This is a genomic window from Arsenicicoccus cauae, assembly GCF_009707125.1.
Lineage (GTDB): Bacteria > Actinomycetota > Actinomycetes > Actinomycetales > Dermatophilaceae > Arsenicicoccus > Arsenicicoccus cauae.
This window is the reverse complement of the sequence record NZ_WLVL01000018.1, coordinates 51,577-68,219: the sequence shown is the minus strand read 5'-3', so window position 1 is coordinate 68,219 and position 16,643 is coordinate 51,577. Positions and strand designations below refer to the sequence as shown.

The window sequence follows — 16,643 nt, the reverse complement described above, 5'->3', positions numbered from 1 at the left end:
GGCGGGTCAGGCGGAGGCGTCGCGCGTCTGCACCCGCAGCGCCCGTTCCACCGTGTCCCGGTGCTCCGAGATCGCCCGCACCAGCCCCGAGGGGGCGTCGGCGTTGGCCGTCAGCCAGGCCGACGTGGCGTCGAGCAGCCGCCGGTCCGCGAGCGGCATCGGATAGAACGCGTCCGCCACGACCTCGGCCAGAGCGAACGAGTGCCGCGCCCACATGTCCCGCAGCATCGCGAAGTACCGCTCGACGTACGGCTCGAGCAGCGTCACGTCGTGGACCCGGGTGAAGCCCTGCCCCGTGGCCCCCACGATGGTGTTGGACTCGGACCCGTCCTCCACGCCGCGGCGCCAGGCCTCGGCCTTGGCCTCGGCAGTCGGGAGCGCGGCGACAGCCACGGCGGCGTGCTCCTGGCCCGACGCCGTCCGGTCGCGCCCGAGCTCGGCCTCCACCTCGGCACGCCCCACGCGGCCCGCGGTGGCCAGGGCGGTGAGCAGCGTCCAGCGCATGTCGGTGTCCACGGCCAGGCCGTCCAGGACGAGCTCCCCGGCATACAGGCCCTCGAGCAGGTCCAGGTCCTCCGGTCGGCGTGAGATGGACGCAAGGGCCGACACCAGCTGGAGCTGGGCGTCGCCGCCCGGGGCCGCCGTCTCGACGAGGCGCCGCAGCTCGGCGGCCACGGTGGCGCGCGCCTCGGCCCGATGGTCCGGCGCCACGTAGGCCGCGAGCGCGGTGGACAGCTGGCCGAGCAGCACCCGCAGCAGGGTCGCGTCCGCCTCGCCGTCGATCGCCCGCAGGGCCAGCGCGACGTAGTCCCGGGCCCGCATCTGGGCATCCCGGGTCATGTCCCACGCGGTCGCGAGGGCCAGCGCGCGGGGGAGGGAGTCGGTGAACGCCCGCGGGTGCTCGACCACGGTCGCCAGGGAGCGCTCGTCGAGCCGCAGCTTGGCGTAGGCGAGGTCGTCGTCGTTGACCAGCAGCAGGTCGGGCACGGGCTGGCCGACCAGCATGGGCAGCTCGGTGCGCCCGCCGTCGACGTCGACCTCGTGGCGCGCCACCCGCACCAGCGAGTCTCCTTGCAGCGCATAGCACCCCACCGCCAGGCGGTGCGGCCGCAGGACGGGGAGGTCGGCGGGGGCGGTCTGCACGATCGCCGCCGACTCGATCACGCCGTCGACGACCGACAGGTCCGGGGTGAGCGTGTTGACGCCGGCCTGCTCGAGCCACAGCTGCTGCCAGCGACCGAGGTCGCGCCCGGACGTCGCCTCCAGCTCGGTCATGAGGTCACCGATGGTGGTGTTGCCCCACGCGTGCTTGGCGAAGTAGGCCCGGATCCCGTCGCGGAAGGCCTCCCGCCCGACGTAGGCCACGAGCTGCTTGAGCACGGATGCGCCCTTGGCGTAGGTGATCCCGTCGAAGTTGGTCTCCACGTCGTGCAGGTCGCGGATGTCGGCGGCGATGGGGTGGGTGGACGAGAGCTGGTCCTGGCGGTAGGCCCAGGCCTTCTCCGCCGTCGCGAAGGTCGTCCACGCGGACTCCCACCGGGTCGCCTCGGCCTGCGCCGTCGTGGACGCCCACTCGGCGAAGGACTCGTTGAGCCACAGGTCGTCCCACCAGGTCATCGTGACGAGGTTGCCGAACCACATGTGCGCCAGCTCGTGCAGGATCGTCAGGGCACGACGCTCGACGAGGGCGTCGGACACCTTGGCGCGAAAGACGTACATCTCGTGGAAGGTCACCGCCCCGACGTTCTCCATCGCGCCCATGTTGTACTCCGGCGTGAAGACCTGGTCGTACTTCGCGAATGGGAAGGGCTGGTCGAACTCCTCCTCGAAGAACGCGAATCCTCGCTTGGTGCAGTCGAACAGGTTGTCATGGTCGACGTACGGCGTCAGCGAGCGCCGGCTGAAGATGCCGAGCGGGATCTCGCCGGCGCGCGTCGAGACGGTGTCGCGGACGACGTCATACGGGCCGGCGACCAGGGCGGTGACGTATGACGAGATGCGCGGGGTCGCCTCGAAGGCCCAGGTGGCAGCCGGCGCTGCGGACTCGTCCCCGTCCGCACGGGCCACCGGTGTGGGCTCGGGGGTGGGGGAGCAGCTGATGACCTGCCAGTGCGCCGGCGCCGTCACGGTGAACGTGAACTCCGCCTTGATGTCGGGCTGCTCGAAGACGACGAACATCCGCCGCGAGTCGGGCACCTCGAACTGCGTGTAGAGGTAGACCTCCCCGTCCGCGGGGTCGACGAACCGGTGCAGGCCCTCGCCGGTGTTCATGTAGGTCCCAGTCGCCCGCACCGTCAGCTCGTTGCGAGCCTGCAGGCCCGGCAAGGAGATCCGCGCGTCGGCGACGTGCGTGGCGGGGTCGAGCGACTCGCCGTTGAGGACGATCTGCTCCACCGAGGTCCCGATGAAGTCGATGAACGTGCTCGCCCCCTCCTGCGCGGCGCCGAACCGCGCGGTGGTGGTGGTGCTGAAGGTCGTCTGGCCGGTCGTCAGGTCGAGCTGCACGTCGTAGGACACGTCGCTCACGAGCTGGGACCGGACACGCGCCTCGTCGCGCGTGAGGTTGGTGCCTGGCACGGATGGGCCTTTCGGTGGTGCTGGCGCGCCCCGGAGCGCGGGGAAGCGGATGGCCGCCTCATCCTTGCAGGAATCCCGCACGACGTCCCCACGGATCGCGGCAGCGCACTCGACCCGTCGCGCGATGACGCACGGGTGGGGTGCGTGCTGGCAGGATGGCGTCGTGAGCGACACGACCGAGACCACGCAGCCCCAGACCAACTACCCGTCCGTCGAGATGTTCTTCGACCCGGCCTGCCCGTGGGCGTGGATGACCTCCCGCTGGCTCATGGAGGTCGAGCGCGCCAAGGGGATCACCGTCACCTGGTCGGTGATGAGCCTCGCGGTGCTCAACGAGGGCCGTGACCTGCCCGAGGACTACCGCGACCTGATGGACCGCGCCTGGGGTCCGGTCCGTGTGATCATCGCCGCGGCTCGCGAGCACGGCGAGGACGTCGTCAAGCGGCTCTACGACGCGATGGGCACGCGCATCCACCTCCAGGGCGACAAGGACTTCCGGTCGGTGGTGCAGGGAGCGCTCGCCGAGGTCGGTCTGCCGGCCGAGCTCGCGTCGTATGCCGAGCCCACCGCAGGCGACGAGACCGACCGCGCCCTGCGCGCCTCGCACGAGCGCGGCATCTCCGCGGTGGGCGACGAGGTCGGCACCCCGATCGTCATCGTCGACGGCGTGGCGTTCTTCGGACCCGTGGTGTCCCCGGCCCCCAAGGGCGAGGACGCGGTGAAGCTGTTCGACGGGTGCGTGCTCGTCGCGGGGACGCCCGGCTTCTTCGAGCTGAAGCGCACGCGCGACGTCGGCCCCATCTTCGACTGAGTCTGCCTCGGGCAGGCCCGTCCGGCCGACCCCGCACCCGCCCACCTCACCTGCAGGAGCCCCGCCATGCGCATCCACGTCGGCGCCGACCACGCCGCCCTCGAGGCCAAGACGGCCCTCATCGATCATCTCCGCCAGGCCGGTCACGATGTCACCGACCACGGCCCCTTCGTCTACGACGCGGAGGACGACTACCCCGTCTTCTGCCTGCGCGCCGCCGAGGCCGTCGCGGCCGACGACGACGCGCTGGGCTTCGTGCTCGGCGGGTCCGGCAACGGCGAGCAGATGGCAGCCAACAAGGTCGCCGGCGTGCGCGCCGCGCTCTGCTACGGCCCCGAGCTGGCCCAGCTGGCGCGGGAGCACAACGATGCCCGCATCTGCTCGATCGGTGGGCGGTTCACCACGCCCGAGGAGTCCCTGGCGATCGCCGACGCCTTCGTGGCCACGCCGTTCTCCGGGGTGGAGCGGCACGCCCGCCGCATCGCGATGCTCGACCGCTACGAGGCCACGGGCGAGCTGCCGGACCTGCCCGACAGCGCCCGCTGAGACCCCGGCGGTGTGACTCCTGGGGCGCGGGTGACGGCTGAGGCGTCGTCGCGGCCGTCACTGTGCGTGTCCAGGCCATGTCCGTTGTGTCCACCCTGCACCGGACCGTCCGGGTGAAGGTCAGGCGAACGGCGCATCTCGTTCGGGTGTTTCGGGCACGCAGCGTCCCTCGGTCTGCTCTAGTGGAGACCGAGCATCCCGCTCGCTCCCCATCACGGAGGAAGTCCTCATGGCCGTCCACGTCGGTCACCCCACCCGCACCCCGCAGGCCCCCGTCCTCACCTGGCTCGTCGCCCCGGCCCTGGTCGCCCTCGGGGTGCTCCTCGCGCTCGCCGCGGTGGTCACGGTCGTGATGGGGATGGCGCCTTTCGCGCTCGCGTCCCTGGTCGGACTGGTCGCCGCCGTCGGCGGATTCTGGACGATGCTGGACCGTCGCCAGCGCTGACCTGCCTGGATGCCGAAGGCCCCGCCGCCCTCCGAGGAGAGGCGACGGGGCCTTCGCGCCGCCCGGCGGGGCGGGCTGGAGCGGGTGACGAGAATCGAACTCGCGTAGCTAGTTTGGAAGACTAGGGCTCTACCATTGAGCTACACCCGCAGCGTGGCACGACGGGGAACCGTCATGACGGGCACTGCACAGGGTAGTGGCCGCACCGGGCCCGCGGGAAATCCGACACCCCGCCTCGCCGTTCGCGCGTGCGGGGCCGCGCGCCGGGACCGGTAGGATCGAGGCTTCACGGGCTGTGGCGCAGCTTGGTAGCGCGCGTGCTTTGGGAGCACGATGTCGCAGGTTCAAATCCTGTCAGCCCGACCACGCGAGGGCCCGCCGGACGTCTCCGGCGGGCCCTCGCGCGTCTGGTCGTCCGCGTCGGCGGGGGCCGCTCGGCCGTAGCATGGCTGGGGGCCGTGACGGCGGCCCGTGGCATCCTCGCCGGCGGCGGGGATCTCTACCTCGCAGGCGGGGTGGAGTCGATGAGCCGGGCGCCGTTCGTGATGGCCAAGGCCGAGAGCGCCTACCGCCGCAGAGCCGAGGTGCACGACTCGACGATCGGCTGGCGACCGAGATCGCGCCCGTCATGATCCCCCAGCGCCAGGGGTGTCAGCGACGGTGCCGCGGCCCTGCTGGTGGCTAGCGAGCGCGCCGTCGAGGAGTTCTCCCTGGAGCCGCTGGCCCGCATCGACGGCGCGGCGGCGGCCGGCCTGGCGCCCCGGGTGATGGGCTACGGCGCGGCGCACGTCAACCCGCACGGCGGGGCCATCGCGCTCGGCCACCCCCTCGGCATCAGCGGTGCCCGCCTGGCCCTGACCGCGGCGATCTCGCTCGCCGACGGTGGCCACGACCACGCCCTCGCCACCATGTGCGTCGGCGTCGGCCAGGGTGTCGCCATGCTGCTCTCCCGCCCCTGAGGCGGGTCTGCTCGGGCCGCCGATAGGGTGGCGGCATCCGTCACGACGAAGTGAGGAAGGAAAGACATGGACAAGGTGGTGTCCTCCGCCGAGGAGGCCGTGGCCGACATCGGCGACGGAGCCTCGCTGGCGGTCGGCGGCTTCGGCCTGTGCGGCATCCCGAGCGTGCTGATCCGGGCGCTGCACGAGCAGGGGGCCACGGACCTCGAGCTCGTCTCCAACAACTGCGGCGTTGACGACTGGGGGATGGGGATCCTTCTGGCGGACAAAAAGATCCGCCGCATCCAGGCGTCCTACGTCGGGGAGAACAAGGAGTTCGAGCGGCAGTACCTCTCCGGGGAGCTCGAGGTCGAGCTCACCCCGCAAGGCTCCCTCGCCGAGAAGCTCCGCTGCGGCGGCTCGGGGATCGCCGGCTTCTACACCCTCACCGGGGCCGGCACCCAGGTGGCCGAGGGTGGCCTGCCCCTGCTGCACGACGCCGACGGCAGGGTCGTCAAGACCTCGCCGCCCAAGGAGACCAAGGTCTTCGACGTCGACGGCGAGCCCAAGACCTTCGTGCTCGAGGAGGCCATCAGCTGTGACTTCGGTCTGGTGCGCGCCTGGCGCGGCGACCGGCACGGCAACCTCGTCTTCCGCGAGGCCGCCCGCAACTTCAACCCCGTGTGCGCGATGGCGGGCCGCGTGACGATCGCCGAGGTCGAGGAGCTGGTCGAGCCCGGGGATCTCGACCCGGGCGACGTGCACCTGCCCGGGATCTACGTCCAGCGCGTCGTGGCGCTGACGCCCGAGGAGGTCGCCGACAAGCGGATCGAGCGCCGCACGGTCCGTCCGGCAGCCACCGCACCCACCGCAGACGAGCAGAAGGAGGCGTGAGCGATGGCGCTGACGCGTGAGCAGATGGCCGAGCGGGCCGCCCAGGAGCTGCACGACGGCGACTACGTCAACCTGGGCATCGGGCTGCCGACGCTGGTCCCCAGCTACGTGGCCGACGACGTCGAGCTCGTCCTGCAGTCCGAGAACGGCATCCTCGGCACCGGTGCCTACCCCGTGGAAGGCACCGAGGACCCCGACCTCATCAACGCCGGCAAGGAGACCGTCACCGTCCGCAAGGGCGCCAGCTTCTTCGACTCGGCGACGTCCTTCGGGATGATCCGCTCCGGCAAGGTCGACGCCGCCATCCTCGGGGCCATGCAGGTGTCCGAGCATGGCGACATCAGCAACTGGATGATCCCCGGCAAGATGGTCAAGGGGATGGGCGGCGCGATGGACCTGGTGCACGGCGCCAAGAAGGTCATCGTCCTCATGGAGCACACCGCCAAGGGGGGCGCGCACAAGATCCTCGCGGAGTGCACGCTGCCCTACACCGGCAAGGGCGTGGTCCAGCGGATCATCACCGACCTGTGCGTCTTCGACGTCACCGCGCAGGGCCTGGTCCTGCGCGAGCTGTTCGACGGCGTCACCGAGGACGAGATCCGCGACAAGACCGGCTGCGACTTCACCGTCGACCTCGGCTGACGCTGCCGGGCGTGGCCCGGTGGCGGCTCCGTGTCCCGATGACCGTTAGGGATAGGCGGGGCGAGCCGATAGCATGGCGAGAGCCTCGGCTCGGCCGAGGCCCCTTGTCGATGTCGCCGGCCGCCTCCCGATCCTCCACCGAGGCGTGGCGGTGGGGCGCCGGCGAGGGCCACAGACCTCTAGCACAGACCATGGAGCAACCGCAGTGAAGAGTGCCGTCGAGAACCTCAGCCCGACCCGGGTCAAGCTGACCGTCGAGGTCCCCTTCGAGGAGCTCAAGCCGAGCATCGACGCGGCGTACAAGACCATCGGCCAGCAGGTGCAGGTTCCCGGCTTCCGCCGCGGCAAGGTCCCCGCCCGCATCATCGACCAGCGCATCGGCAAGGGCGCCGTGCTGCAGGAGGCCGTCAACGAGGCGCTCCCGCAGTTCTACGGCCAGGCCATCGACGAGACCGGCCTCAAGCCGCTCTCGCAGCCCGAGGTCGACGTCACCGAGATCCCCCTCGAGGACGGCCAGCAGCTGGCCTTCGCCGCCGAGCTCGACGTTCGCCCGACCATCGAGATGCCGGACTTCACGAGCCTCACGGTCGACGTCGACGACGTCGAGGTGACCGAGGAGGACGTCAACGCCAACCTGTCTCAGCTGCAGGAGCGCTTCGGGAGCCTCGTGGGTGTCGACCGCGCCGCCCGGACCGGCGACTTCGTGTCGATCGACCTGGCCGCGTCCATCGACGGGGAGGAGATTGACTCGGTCTCCGGCGTCTCCTACGAGATCGGCTCCGGCAACATGCTCGAGGGCATGGACGACCACCTGGTCGGGGTCAAGGCCGACGAGAGCACGACCTTCACCGCGCCGCTGGCCGGTGGCGACCGCGCCGGTCAGGAGGCCGAGATCACCATCACCGTCCTGTCCGTCAAGGAGCGCGAGCTGCCCGAGCTGGACGACGAGTTCGCCCAGCTGGCCTCGGAGTTCGACACGATCGACGAGCTGCGGGCCGACGTGACCGCGCAGACCGAGCGCGCCAAGAAGTTCGAGCAGGGCACGCAGGCCCGGGACAAGGTCCTGGCCCAGCTGCTCGAGACGGTCGAGATCCCGCTGCCCGAGGCCCTGGTCGAGGCCGAGGTCGAGTCCCACTTCGCCGAGGGCTCGGAGGAGGGTCACGACACGGCCGAGCACCGCGAGGAGGTCGCCAAGAACGTCCGCGAGGCCATGAAGGGTCAGTTCCTCCTCGACGCCATCGCCGAGGAGCGCGAGGTCCAGGTCGGGCAGCAGGAGCTCATCGAGTACCTCGTGATGCAGGCCCAGCAGTACGGCATGGACCCCAACCAGTTCGCCCAGATCATGGACTCCAACGGCCAGGTGCCCGCCATGGTCAGCGAGGTGGCTCGCCGCAAGGCGCTGGCCACGGTGCTCGAGGACATCACCATCAAGGACGCCTCCGGCAACGTCGTCAACCTGTCCGACCTGGACGTCGAGGTCGAGGGCGCTGAAGACGAGGCCGCCGACGACGCCGAGGCCACGCCGGCCGAGAAGGCTCCGGCGACGAAGTCCCCGGCCAAGAAGGCTCCGGCCAAGAAGGCCGCTGACGAGGCCGCGGTGAGCGAGGACTCCGCCGAGGGCGCCGAGGAGGCCAAGCCGGCCAAGAAGGCTCCGGCGACGAAGTCCCCGGCCAAGAAGGCCCCGGCCAAGAAGTCCGCTGATGAGGCCGCGGCGAGCGAGGACTCCGAGGGGGCCAAGCCGGCCAAGAAGGCTCCCGCCAAGAAGTCTCCCGCCAAGAAGGCCCCGGCCAAGAAGGCCGCCAAGGACGAGGACGCTGCGGACGCCTGATCCGCACGCCCGCTACGGCACCACCCCACGGGGAGCCCGTCACCGCGAGGTGGCGGGCTCCTCGCCGTCGCGAGGGCGGGCTCGCTGCGCGCCCTCGGTGTGCGCTCACGGCGAACACGCGCCCCGGCGGGAAGGGTGTGTCGGCACCGGGCGTTAGTGTCATCAGCAAGCGACGCTCGAGACCGGTCCACGGCAGGGCGCCACCCAGTGCGACAGAGAGATGAGACTCACGGTGAGCCAGAGCAACGTCCCCGCGACCCCGGTCGCAGCGGCCGCGCCCCAGGGCGGTCTCGACGACCACATCTACCAGCGGCTCCTCAAGGACCGCATCATCTTCCTCGGCTCGGACGTCCGCGACGACAACGCCAACGCGATCTGCGCCCAGCTCCTCCTGCTCTCGGCGGAGGACCCCGACAAGGACATCTGGCTCTACATCAACAGCCCGGGCGGCTCGGTGACGGCCGGCATGGCCATCTTCGACACCATGCAGTGGATCCCTAACGACGTCTGCACCGTGGCGATGGGCATGGCCGCCTCCATGGGGCAGTTCCTGCTCTCCGCGGGTGCCCGGGGCAAGCGCTACGCGACGCCCCACGCCCGGATCCTGATGCACCAGCCTCTCGGCGGCATCGGCGGCACCGCCACCGACGTCAAGATCCAGGCCGAGCTCCTCCTCGCGATGAAGAAGGAGATGGCCGAGCTCATCGCGGAGCACACCGGTCAGCCGGTGGACAAGATCAGCGCCGACTCCGACCGCGACCGCTGGTTCACCGCGGCCGAGGCCAAGGACTACGGATTCGTCGACCACGTCTTCGAGCGCGCCATCCAGACGCCTGGCAGCGGCGGCACGGACGCCTGATCGCCATACCGACACGACCCTCTCGGAGACCCAGATGATCCAGCACCCCCAGCTCCCGTATGCCGCAGCCGGCCGGTCCGGCGCGGCCACGCCCACGAGCCGCTACATCCTGCCGCAGTTCGAGGAGCGCACCTCCTACGGCATGAAGCGGACCGACCCCTACACCAAGCTCTTCGAGGACCGCATCATCTTCCTCGGCGTGCAGGTGGACGACGCGTCGGCGGACGACATCATCGCGCAGCTCATCGTGCTCGAGTCCCAGGACCCGGACCGCGACATCACGATGTACATCAACAGCCCCGGCGGCTCGTTCACCGCGATGACGGCCATCTACGACACGATGCAGTACATCCGTCCGGACGTGCAGACCTTCGTGGTGGGGCAGGCCGCCTCGGCCGCCGCGGTGCTGCTCGCCGCTGGCGCGCCCGGCAAGCGGTACGCCTTGCCCAACGCGCGGGTCCTGATCCACCAGCCGGCCGTCGAGGGCGGCGGTGGCCAGGCCAGCGACATCGAGATCCAGGCCAACGAGATCTTTCGCATGCGCACCTGGCTCGAGGAGACCCTGGCCCAGCACTCCGGCCGCACGGCCGAGCAGGTCCGCGACGACATCGAGCGCGACAAGATCCTGTCGGCCGCCGCGGCCAAGGACTACGGCCTGATCGACGCGGTCCTGACGAGCCGCAAGGCCACGCTGGACTGACCCGCACCAGCGGGCGGGCTGCCCGATCGGCGACGCCGGCCGGGCAGCCCGATGCACGACAGGGGCATTGCGCTGTTGGCTGAACTCCCCGGGGCTCGGCGTGACGCGCGGGCGATAACAGGTGCTGGGGCCGAGCGTCCAGGTACCGTCCTCAAGACACGGCGCTGCGGCGCCGGCGGTCCAGGACCGGCCCGGAGGGGGCGGTCTCGCACAGGTGGAGGTGGCAGATGGCTCGCATCGGCGACGGTGGAGACCTGCTGAAGTGTTCCTTCTGCGGCAAGTCGCAGAAGCAGGTCAAGAAGCTCATCGCGGGTCCGGGTGTCTACATCTGCGACGAGTGCATCGACCTGTGCAACGAGATCATCGAGGAGGAGCTGTCCGAGGCTCCCGACTCGGGGCTCGACGAGCTGCCCAAGCCGCGCGACATCTTCGCCTTCCTCGAGTCCTATGTCATCGGCCAGGAGGACGCCAAGCGTTCCCTCGCGGTCGCGGTCTACAACCACTACAAGCGCATCAACGCCGGAGCGACCGGGTCCGCCACGGGCACCTCGGCCTCCAAGCGCGGCGACGAGCAGGTCGACATCGCCAAGTCCAACATCTTGATGATCGGACCCACCGGCTGCGGCAAGACCTACCTGGCCCAGACGTTGGCGCGCATGCTCAACGTGCCTTTCGCCATTGCCGACGCCACCGCCCTGACCGAGGCGGGCTATGTCGGCGAGGACGTCGAGAACATCCTGCTCAAGCTCATCCAGGCGGCCGACTACGACGTCAAGAAGGCCGAGACGGGCATCATCTACATCGACGAGATCGACAAGATCGCCCGTAAGTCCGAGAACCCCTCGATCACCCGTGACGTGTCCGGCGAGGGCGTGCAGCAGGCGCTGCTCAAGATCCTCGAGGGCACCACGGCGAGCGTGCCTCCGCAGGGCGGGCGCAAGCACCCGCACCAGGAGTTCATCCAGATCGACACGACCAACGTGCTGTTCATCGTCGGTGGCGCCTTCGCCGGCCTGGAGCAGATCATCACCGCCCGTGCGGGCAAGCGCGGCCTCGGCTTCGGTGCCTCGATCGCCACGCATCGCGAGGCCGGGGCACCGCGCTTCGCGGACCTGCAGCCGGACGACCTCATGAAGTTCGGCCTCATCCCCGAGTTCATCGGCCGCCTGCCGGTCGTGGCCACGGTGGACGAGCTCGACCGGGCGGCCCTCGTCCGTATCCTCACCGAGCCCCGCAACGCCCTGGTCAAGCAGTACCGCAAGATGCTGGACATCGACGGCGTGGAGCTGTCGTTCACGCAGGAGGCGGTCGACGCGATCGCCGACAAGGCCATCGCGCGGGGCATCGGCGCGCGCGGGCTGCGCGCGATCATGGAGGAGATCCTCCTGCCGGTGATGTTCGACGTGCCCTCCGACGACGACATCGTCGAGGTCTCCGTGACGCGCGAGACCGTCGAGGAGGGCGCCACGCCCGTCGTGGTCCGCGCGACCGACAAGCGTCGCAAGGCGTCCGCCTGACCGGTCTGGCCCGGCTGACCGGCTTGGCCCGGCTGACCGGTTTGGTGGGGTATGCCGTCAGCGTGGCCGCTCGGTCGTGGCGGCCCAGCCCACCGCAGCGACCCCCAGCAGGGCGGCGATGACGACCGGGACCGGCGCGGCCGGCAGGGATGCCCTCGCCACCATCCCTGCGCCCCAGGCGACGACCCCGAGGGCCGTGAGCGCGGCGCACCGCTCGACATAGCGCCGCAGCAGACGAGGGTCCAGCCGCGCGGACCCCGGCGCGGTCGTCGACACGGCCACGCAGGCCAGGTGCACCACCACGAGCGCCGCCACGACCAGCACCCTCGGCGACCCGGGGTCCTGCGTCGCCACGAGCAGGTAGGCCCCCAGCGCCGCCAGGGCCACAGGCCCACCGGCGGGCTCCGGTCGGGCGGCCGCGAGCAGCGCCCCGAGCACGACGAGCGTGACGGCCACCGGTGACAGCTGGTGCCCGCTCGGCGCGACGAGCGGGACCGCGCAGGCGCACAGCATTCCGAGCAGGCGGACGGCGAGCTGGGAGCGCGAGGTGGAGCGTGCCTCCGCCAGCTTGCGGACGAGCGCCCGCTCGGTCGCAGAGGGCCTCCTCGCGGCACTCATGCCCGGGCCCGTTCGCGGCGGGCCTGGAGGCGTCGTAGCAGCTCCTCGACGGAGGAGGCGTCCTGCCAGGCGACGACCGGGATGCCCTCCCGCTCGAGCAGGTCCGCCGTGCGGAGGCGTTCGAGAGTGAGCAGGCGCCACGCGACCGCCTCGACGTCCTCGTCCGTCGTCGTCGCGGTGGGGGTGACGTCGATGCACGCCACGTCGAGCCCGCGCCGCGAGAGGGCGACGACGGCGTCGACCACCACGCGCGAGGTGAGCGGGGTGAGAGCCAGCAGCAGGGAGCCGGGTGTCAGCCCCAGGCTGAGCTGCTGCACGTCCGGCTGCCGGTCGCTGGCGGGGTCCACGGTCGCGAGGGCGCCGAGCAGCCGCTGCAGGTGCCGCCCGCCCGTCCCGGCCGCGACGGGGAGGATGGTGGCGTCCCCGAGCACGCGCAGCCCGACCCGGTCCCCGGCGGCGCTGAAGTGGCCGGCGACGTGCGCGGCTGCCTGCACCGCGGCCTCGACGCTGCTCGGCGCGCCCGGGTCGGCGTGCGGGATGTCGCTCAGCACGTCCACCAGCAGCATGACCTGGGCGTCCTGCTCGGCAGACATCGTCCGGACGTGCAGGCTGCCGGTGCGGACGGAGGTCGGCCAGTGGATGCGCCGGACGCGGTCGCCGGGGCGGAAGGGGCGGATCTCGGCGAACTCCGAGCCCTCGCCCGCGCGCCGGGACAGGTGCCGCCCGAGCTGCTGCGCGGGGCGCAGCTGGTCGGAGCGCAACGGCAGCCGCTCGGGGGAGGGCAGCGCGAGCAGCCGGTGGCCCTCGCCGGCCCGGAACCTGCTGCTGTGCGCCGCCCAGGCAGACGACAGCCGCACCTCGCCGCGGACGACGGAGTGCCGCCCCCACACCGTCGGCGACACCAGATGCTCGCCGTGGTGCCGCGCGCCGTCGAGGAGGGTGCTGGTGGCGCCGTGCGGCACTGCGGGACGGAGCCGGTCGCTCGGCGCCAGATCCACACCCAGCACCTCCGCGCGGGGGTCGTGCTCCACGTCCACCGTGACCGTCGTCGTGGACCCCTCGCGCAGCCGGTCCGACCGGACCGCCGTCCGCAGCCGGCTGGGTCGCTCGGGGCGGCCCAGCGCGCCCAGGACGGCGACGACGAGCAGCGGTGTGGCGACCACCAGCAGGTCCATCCGGTGACCGAGCACGGCAGCGACCGCGAGGGCTACGCCCACCCCCACGACGCCGAGGTGGTGCGGCGTCGCCGACCAGCCCGCCTGCCGGGTCGCCGCGCCGGCGCGCCCGTCACGGATGGGTGCCGTCATCGGCTGAGGCCACCGGTGAGGGCGGCGGGCGTCGGCACGCTGTCGAGCAGGGACCGCACGATGGTGGCGCCGGACACCTGGGTCATCCACAGCTCGGGCTTGACGGTGAGCCGGTGCGCGAGGGCGGGGACGGCGACGTGCTTGACGTCCTCCGGCGTGACGTAGTCCCGGCCCCGCACCACGGCATACGCGCGGGCCACCGTCACGAGAGCCAGCGAGCCGCGGGGAGAGCTGCCGACCTGGACCGACCCGTGCCGGCGGGTGGCCGCGACCAGGTCCACGCAGTAGTCGACGACGGTGGGGTCGACCTCGACCAGCTCGGTCGCGCGCTGGGCCTCGAGCAGCTCGCCGGGCGCCAGGACCTGCTCGACCTGCTGCGCCTCGGACCGGCGCCCGAGGCGACGGAGCACCACCTCTGACTCCTCCTCGGGCGTCGGATAGCCGAAGGAGACCCGCAGCAGGAAGCGGTCGAGCTGGGCCTCGGGCAGGGGATAGGTGCCCTCGTGCTCGACGGGGTTGGCGGTGGCGAGCACGTGGAAGGGCTCGGCCAGCCGGAAGGTGCGGCCCTCCACCGTGATCTGGCGCTCCTGCATCGCCTCGAGCAGGGCGGCCTGGGTCTTGGGCGGGGTGCGGTTGATCTCGTCGGCCAGCAGCAGCCCGGTGAACAACGGCCCCTCGCGGAACTCGAACTCGTGGGTGGCCTGGTTGTAGAGGAACGACCCGGTCAGGTCCGAGGGGAGCAGGTCCGGGGTGAACTGGGCTCGGGTGAACCGCAGCCCGAGCGCCTGGGCGAAGGACCTCGCGGCGAGCGTCTTGCCCAGGCCGGGGTAGTCCTCGAGCAGCACGTGACCGCCCGCGAGGATGCCGGCGAGGACGAGCTCGAGAGCCGGCCGCTTGCCGACGACGGCGGTCTCGACCGCGTCAAGGACCCGGGCGCACGTGCCGGTGACGTCGGTGGGACGGGAGTCGTTGCTGGTCATAGCTGTTCGATCCTCGCGATCAGGGTCGTGAGCGCTCCCTGCGAGCGCGGAGGGGTCAGCGGGTCATCGACCAGGCGGGTCAGCTCGGGGCCGAGCAGCTGCCTCGCGCGGTCGGGGTCGGTGGCGCGGTCCACGCCGTGGCGGGTGAGCAGGCGGTGGTCGACCAGGTCCACCAGCAGCGGCGAGAGGGTGCGCTCCCAGGTGCGTCCGTCGCGCAGGCCGTGGACCGCCCAGGCCAGCGCGCTGAGCCGCCGGTCGTGGGTGGGGGTGGCGTGGACCTCCCGGTCCCGCGCCCACGGCGCCGACCACCCGGGGTGCTCGGCGCGCGCCCGGTCCGCGAGCCGCCACGAGGTGGCGAGGACCGCTGCCAGGGCGGCGGGCACGACGACCGGGTGGAGCCGCAGGCCGAGCAGGGCGGCGCCACCCAGGACCACGAGGCACAGGACGAGCGCCAGCAGGGTCCGGCGGACGAGGGTGCGGCTCATGGTCGCCCCTCCCCGCGGTGAGCGGCGGCGGGGCCGGTGGGGGCGGCGTGGCCGAGCAGCGCGTCGTGCAGGCGGTCGAGCGCCAGACCGGCTGCGCTTCGCAGCTCCTCGCCGACCTCGTGGCTGGAGAACCTCGCCTCGCGATAGGCCTCGGCCAGGGCGGCGATCGCGTCCTCGGGCACGTGCTGCTCCGCGAGGACGCGGCGGGTGAACTCCGCGGACGTCTCGGCCGCGCGCCGGGTGCTGCCCGCGGCCGCCGCGAGGCGCTCCAGCTCCACCCAGCAGGCGACGATGCCGTTGCGGGGCGTGCCGCCGGCCAGGGCGGCCCGCTGCTGTCGTGCGGCCTCCTCGTCGAGCACGGGCTCGGGCGCCAGGTCCGGGGCCAGCGGGGCGTCGTCGCGCTCGTCCCGCGGCAGCGCCCGCGCCCGTCGGAGGACCCGACGGCCGACGACGACGGCGAGCACCAGTGCCGCGGCCAGGAGCAGCCAGGGGAGCCAGCCGGGCAGCCCCTCCCACCCGTCCCCGCCGTGCGCCTGGGCGGGGGTCACGGTCGGGGTGCCGACCCCGGAGGCGGGCACGGCCCGCGGGTCCTGGGCATCGCGCTCGGGGGAGGCGGTGGTGAGCGACCTCGACGTGATCAGCGTCGGCCCCCGCACGGTGGCCCACACGAGGGCGATCCCCACCAGCGCCAGCACGACGGCCAGCAGCCCCAAGCCCCTACGCGTGCTCACCGTGCTCCACCCCCGATCGCTGCGTGCCCCGTGATCCTGCCACGTCCGCCGGCTCGGGATGTGCTGGGGGGTGGGCGTGAGAGCGCCGACGTGGTGAGGTGGTGCCATGGCTCCCGCCTTCGCCCTGCGCCGTGGCAGGCCCGCCCCGCAGCAGTCGACGCCGACGACCTGCGGCTCGATCTGCCTGGTGGTGGCCCGCATGCTGACCGACACTGCCTATGCCGAGCGGGTGCGGCGCCGGGGCCTGGCCGCCGAGGAGCTGACCGTGCGCAACCGCACCAACCGCCTCCTGGCGACGCCGACCTCCTGGCAGGTGCCCTGGCCCCGCGCCTTGGGGACCCCGCCGTGGGGAGCCGCGCGTGAGCTGGCCCGGCTGCTCGGGGTGGGCCGTCGCGGGGTGCGCTGGCGGGTCATCCGCTGGGCCGGCCGGTCGGCGCGCGCCGAGCTGCTGCGCCGCTGGGAGAGCTCTCTCGCCTCGGACGGACCGGTCCTGCTGTATGTCGGGAGCCGGTGGCTGCCTCGCCACGTGACGATGCTCGTGCCCGCCGCCGACGGCGTGGGGGTGGACGTCTTCGAGCCGTCCGCCGGCGAGGTGCTGGAGCTGGATCTCTCGGCGTTCGTGGCGGGGCGGTTGTCGCTGGCCGGCTGGAGCCGGCCGTGGCTGGTGGTGGGACGTGCTCCGGGTCCACGCGCCGACGCCGCCGAGTGGTCAGTCGTCGACGTCGGGAACTGACCACTCGGCGGTGGGGAAGGGGCGGTGGGGGT

Annotated in this window: 18 protein-coding genes and 2 tRNA genes; 13 read left to right on the top strand and 7 right to left on the bottom strand. The window is 72.1% G+C overall.

Annotated elements, in window-relative coordinates; genetic code table 11:
- Positions 1 to 6 precede the first annotated feature (6 nt).
- Entirely contained in the window at positions 7 to 2,577 is a 2,571-nt protein-coding gene (gene pepN, locus GGG17_RS04575) for an aminopeptidase N (RefSeq protein WP_311966414.1), read from the bottom strand.
- A 217-nt stretch (positions 2,578 to 2,794) separates the two neighbouring features.
- Here pepN and GGG17_RS04570 point away from each other — a divergent pair, with 217 nt between their 5' ends.
- The 3 genes from GGG17_RS04570 (at position 2,795) to GGG17_RS04560 (ending at position 4,379) form a co-directional block, all read left to right on the top strand.
- On the top strand, positions 2,795 to 3,388 hold the full coding sequence (locus tag GGG17_RS04570; RefSeq protein WP_154592662.1) for a mycothiol-dependent nitroreductase Rv2466c family protein: 594 nt from the start codon (positions 2,795 to 2,797) through the stop codon (positions 3,386 to 3,388).
- A gap of 66 nt (positions 3,389 to 3,454) precedes the next feature.
- The gene (locus tag GGG17_RS04565) at positions 3,455 to 3,934 is read left to right on the top strand and encodes a ribose-5-phosphate isomerase (RefSeq protein WP_154592599.1); all 480 of its coding nucleotides are present in this window, start codon (positions 3,455 to 3,457) and stop codon (positions 3,932 to 3,934) included.
- A 229-nt stretch (positions 3,935 to 4,163) separates the two neighbouring features.
- Entirely contained in the window at positions 4,164 to 4,379 is a 216-nt protein-coding gene (locus GGG17_RS04560) for a hypothetical protein (RefSeq protein WP_154592598.1), read from the top strand.
- Positions 4,380 to 4,455: 76 nt separating this feature from the next.
- Here GGG17_RS04560 and GGG17_RS04555 read toward each other — a convergent pair.
- A tRNA-Gly gene (locus tag GGG17_RS04555) sits at positions 4,456 to 4,529 on the bottom strand.
- 139 nt (positions 4,530 to 4,668) lie between these two features.
- On the opposite strand from GGG17_RS04555, the gene GGG17_RS04550 reads away from it, so the two are divergent.
- The 9 genes from GGG17_RS04550 (at position 4,669) to clpX (ending at position 11,757) form a co-directional block, all read left to right on the top strand.
- Positions 4,669 to 4,745: transfer RNA gene (locus GGG17_RS04550), tRNA-Pro, on the top strand.
- A gap of 92 nt (positions 4,746 to 4,837) precedes the next feature.
- Positions 4,838 to 5,011 (top strand): hypothetical protein, encoded by a 174-nt coding sequence (locus GGG17_RS16840; RefSeq protein ID WP_283809749.1) that lies wholly within the window; start codon positions 4,838 to 4,840, stop codon positions 5,009 to 5,011.
- 45 nt (positions 5,012 to 5,056) lie between these two features.
- Positions 5,057 to 5,338: a thiolase family protein gene (locus GGG17_RS16835; protein WP_288799142.1), complete on the top strand. Its 282-nt coding sequence runs from the start codon at positions 5,057 to 5,059 to the stop codon at positions 5,336 to 5,338.
- A gap of 66 nt (positions 5,339 to 5,404) precedes the next feature.
- The gene (locus tag GGG17_RS04540; protein ID WP_154592597.1) at positions 5,405 to 6,211 is read left to right on the top strand and encodes a CoA transferase subunit A; all 807 of its coding nucleotides are present in this window, start codon (positions 5,405 to 5,407) and stop codon (positions 6,209 to 6,211) included.
- A 3-nt stretch (positions 6,212 to 6,214) separates the two neighbouring features.
- Entirely contained in the window at positions 6,215 to 6,853 is a 639-nt protein-coding gene (locus tag GGG17_RS04535; protein WP_154592596.1) for a CoA transferase subunit B, read from the top strand.
- A 205-nt stretch (positions 6,854 to 7,058) separates the two neighbouring features.
- On the top strand, positions 7,059 to 8,681 hold the full coding sequence (gene tig, locus GGG17_RS04530) for a trigger factor (RefSeq protein ID WP_311966413.1): 1,623 nt from the start codon (positions 7,059 to 7,061) through the stop codon (positions 8,679 to 8,681).
- 232 nt (positions 8,682 to 8,913) lie between these two features.
- On the top strand, positions 8,914 to 9,540 hold the full coding sequence (locus tag GGG17_RS04525; RefSeq protein WP_289033583.1) for an ATP-dependent Clp protease proteolytic subunit: 627 nt from the start codon (positions 8,914 to 8,916) through the stop codon (positions 9,538 to 9,540).
- A gap of 34 nt (positions 9,541 to 9,574) precedes the next feature.
- Positions 9,575 to 10,240, top strand: a complete 666-nt coding sequence (locus tag GGG17_RS04520) for an ATP-dependent Clp protease proteolytic subunit (protein WP_154592593.1) — start codon at positions 9,575 to 9,577, stop codon at positions 10,238 to 10,240.
- A 227-nt stretch (positions 10,241 to 10,467) separates the two neighbouring features.
- Positions 10,468 to 11,757, top strand: coding sequence for an ATP-dependent Clp protease ATP-binding subunit ClpX (clpX, locus tag GGG17_RS04515; RefSeq protein ID WP_154592592.1), 1,290 nt, complete (start codon positions 10,468 to 10,470; stop codon positions 11,755 to 11,757).
- 57 nt (positions 11,758 to 11,814) lie between these two features.
- Here clpX and GGG17_RS04510 read toward each other — a convergent pair whose 3' ends face one another.
- The 5 genes from GGG17_RS04510 to GGG17_RS04490 are packed head-to-tail and all read right to left on the bottom strand — an operon-like array spanning position 11,815 to position 15,878.
- Positions 11,815 to 12,375, bottom strand: coding sequence for a hypothetical protein (locus GGG17_RS04510; RefSeq protein ID WP_154592591.1), 561 nt, complete (start codon positions 12,373 to 12,375; stop codon positions 11,815 to 11,817).
- The gene (locus GGG17_RS04505) at positions 12,372 to 13,682 is read right to left on the bottom strand and encodes a DUF58 domain-containing protein (protein WP_154592590.1); all 1,311 of its coding nucleotides are present in this window, start codon (positions 13,680 to 13,682) and stop codon (positions 12,372 to 12,374) included. The genes GGG17_RS04510 and GGG17_RS04505 overlap by 4 nt, the downstream gene beginning before the upstream one ends.
- Complete coding sequence (locus GGG17_RS04500) at positions 13,679 to 14,662, bottom strand: AAA family ATPase (protein WP_154592589.1); 984 nt, start codon at positions 14,660 to 14,662, stop codon at positions 13,679 to 13,681. The genes GGG17_RS04505 and GGG17_RS04500 overlap by 4 nt, the downstream gene beginning before the upstream one ends.
- Entirely contained in the window at positions 14,659 to 15,147 is a 489-nt protein-coding gene (locus GGG17_RS04495; protein WP_154592588.1) for a hypothetical protein, read from the bottom strand. The genes GGG17_RS04500 and GGG17_RS04495 overlap by 4 nt, the downstream gene beginning before the upstream one ends.
- Positions 15,144 to 15,878 carry a DUF4129 domain-containing protein gene (locus GGG17_RS04490; protein WP_154592587.1) on the bottom strand — a complete coding sequence of 245 codons (735 nt, stop codon included), beginning with the start codon at positions 15,876 to 15,878 and terminating at the stop codon, positions 15,144 to 15,146. The genes GGG17_RS04495 and GGG17_RS04490 overlap by 4 nt, the downstream gene beginning before the upstream one ends.
- A gap of 106 nt (positions 15,879 to 15,984) precedes the next feature.
- Here GGG17_RS04490 and GGG17_RS04485 point away from each other — a divergent pair, with 106 nt between their 5' ends.
- Positions 15,985 to 16,611, top strand: a complete 627-nt coding sequence (locus GGG17_RS04485; protein WP_154592586.1) for a hypothetical protein — start codon at positions 15,985 to 15,987, stop codon at positions 16,609 to 16,611.
- Positions 16,612 to 16,643 lie beyond the last annotated feature (32 nt).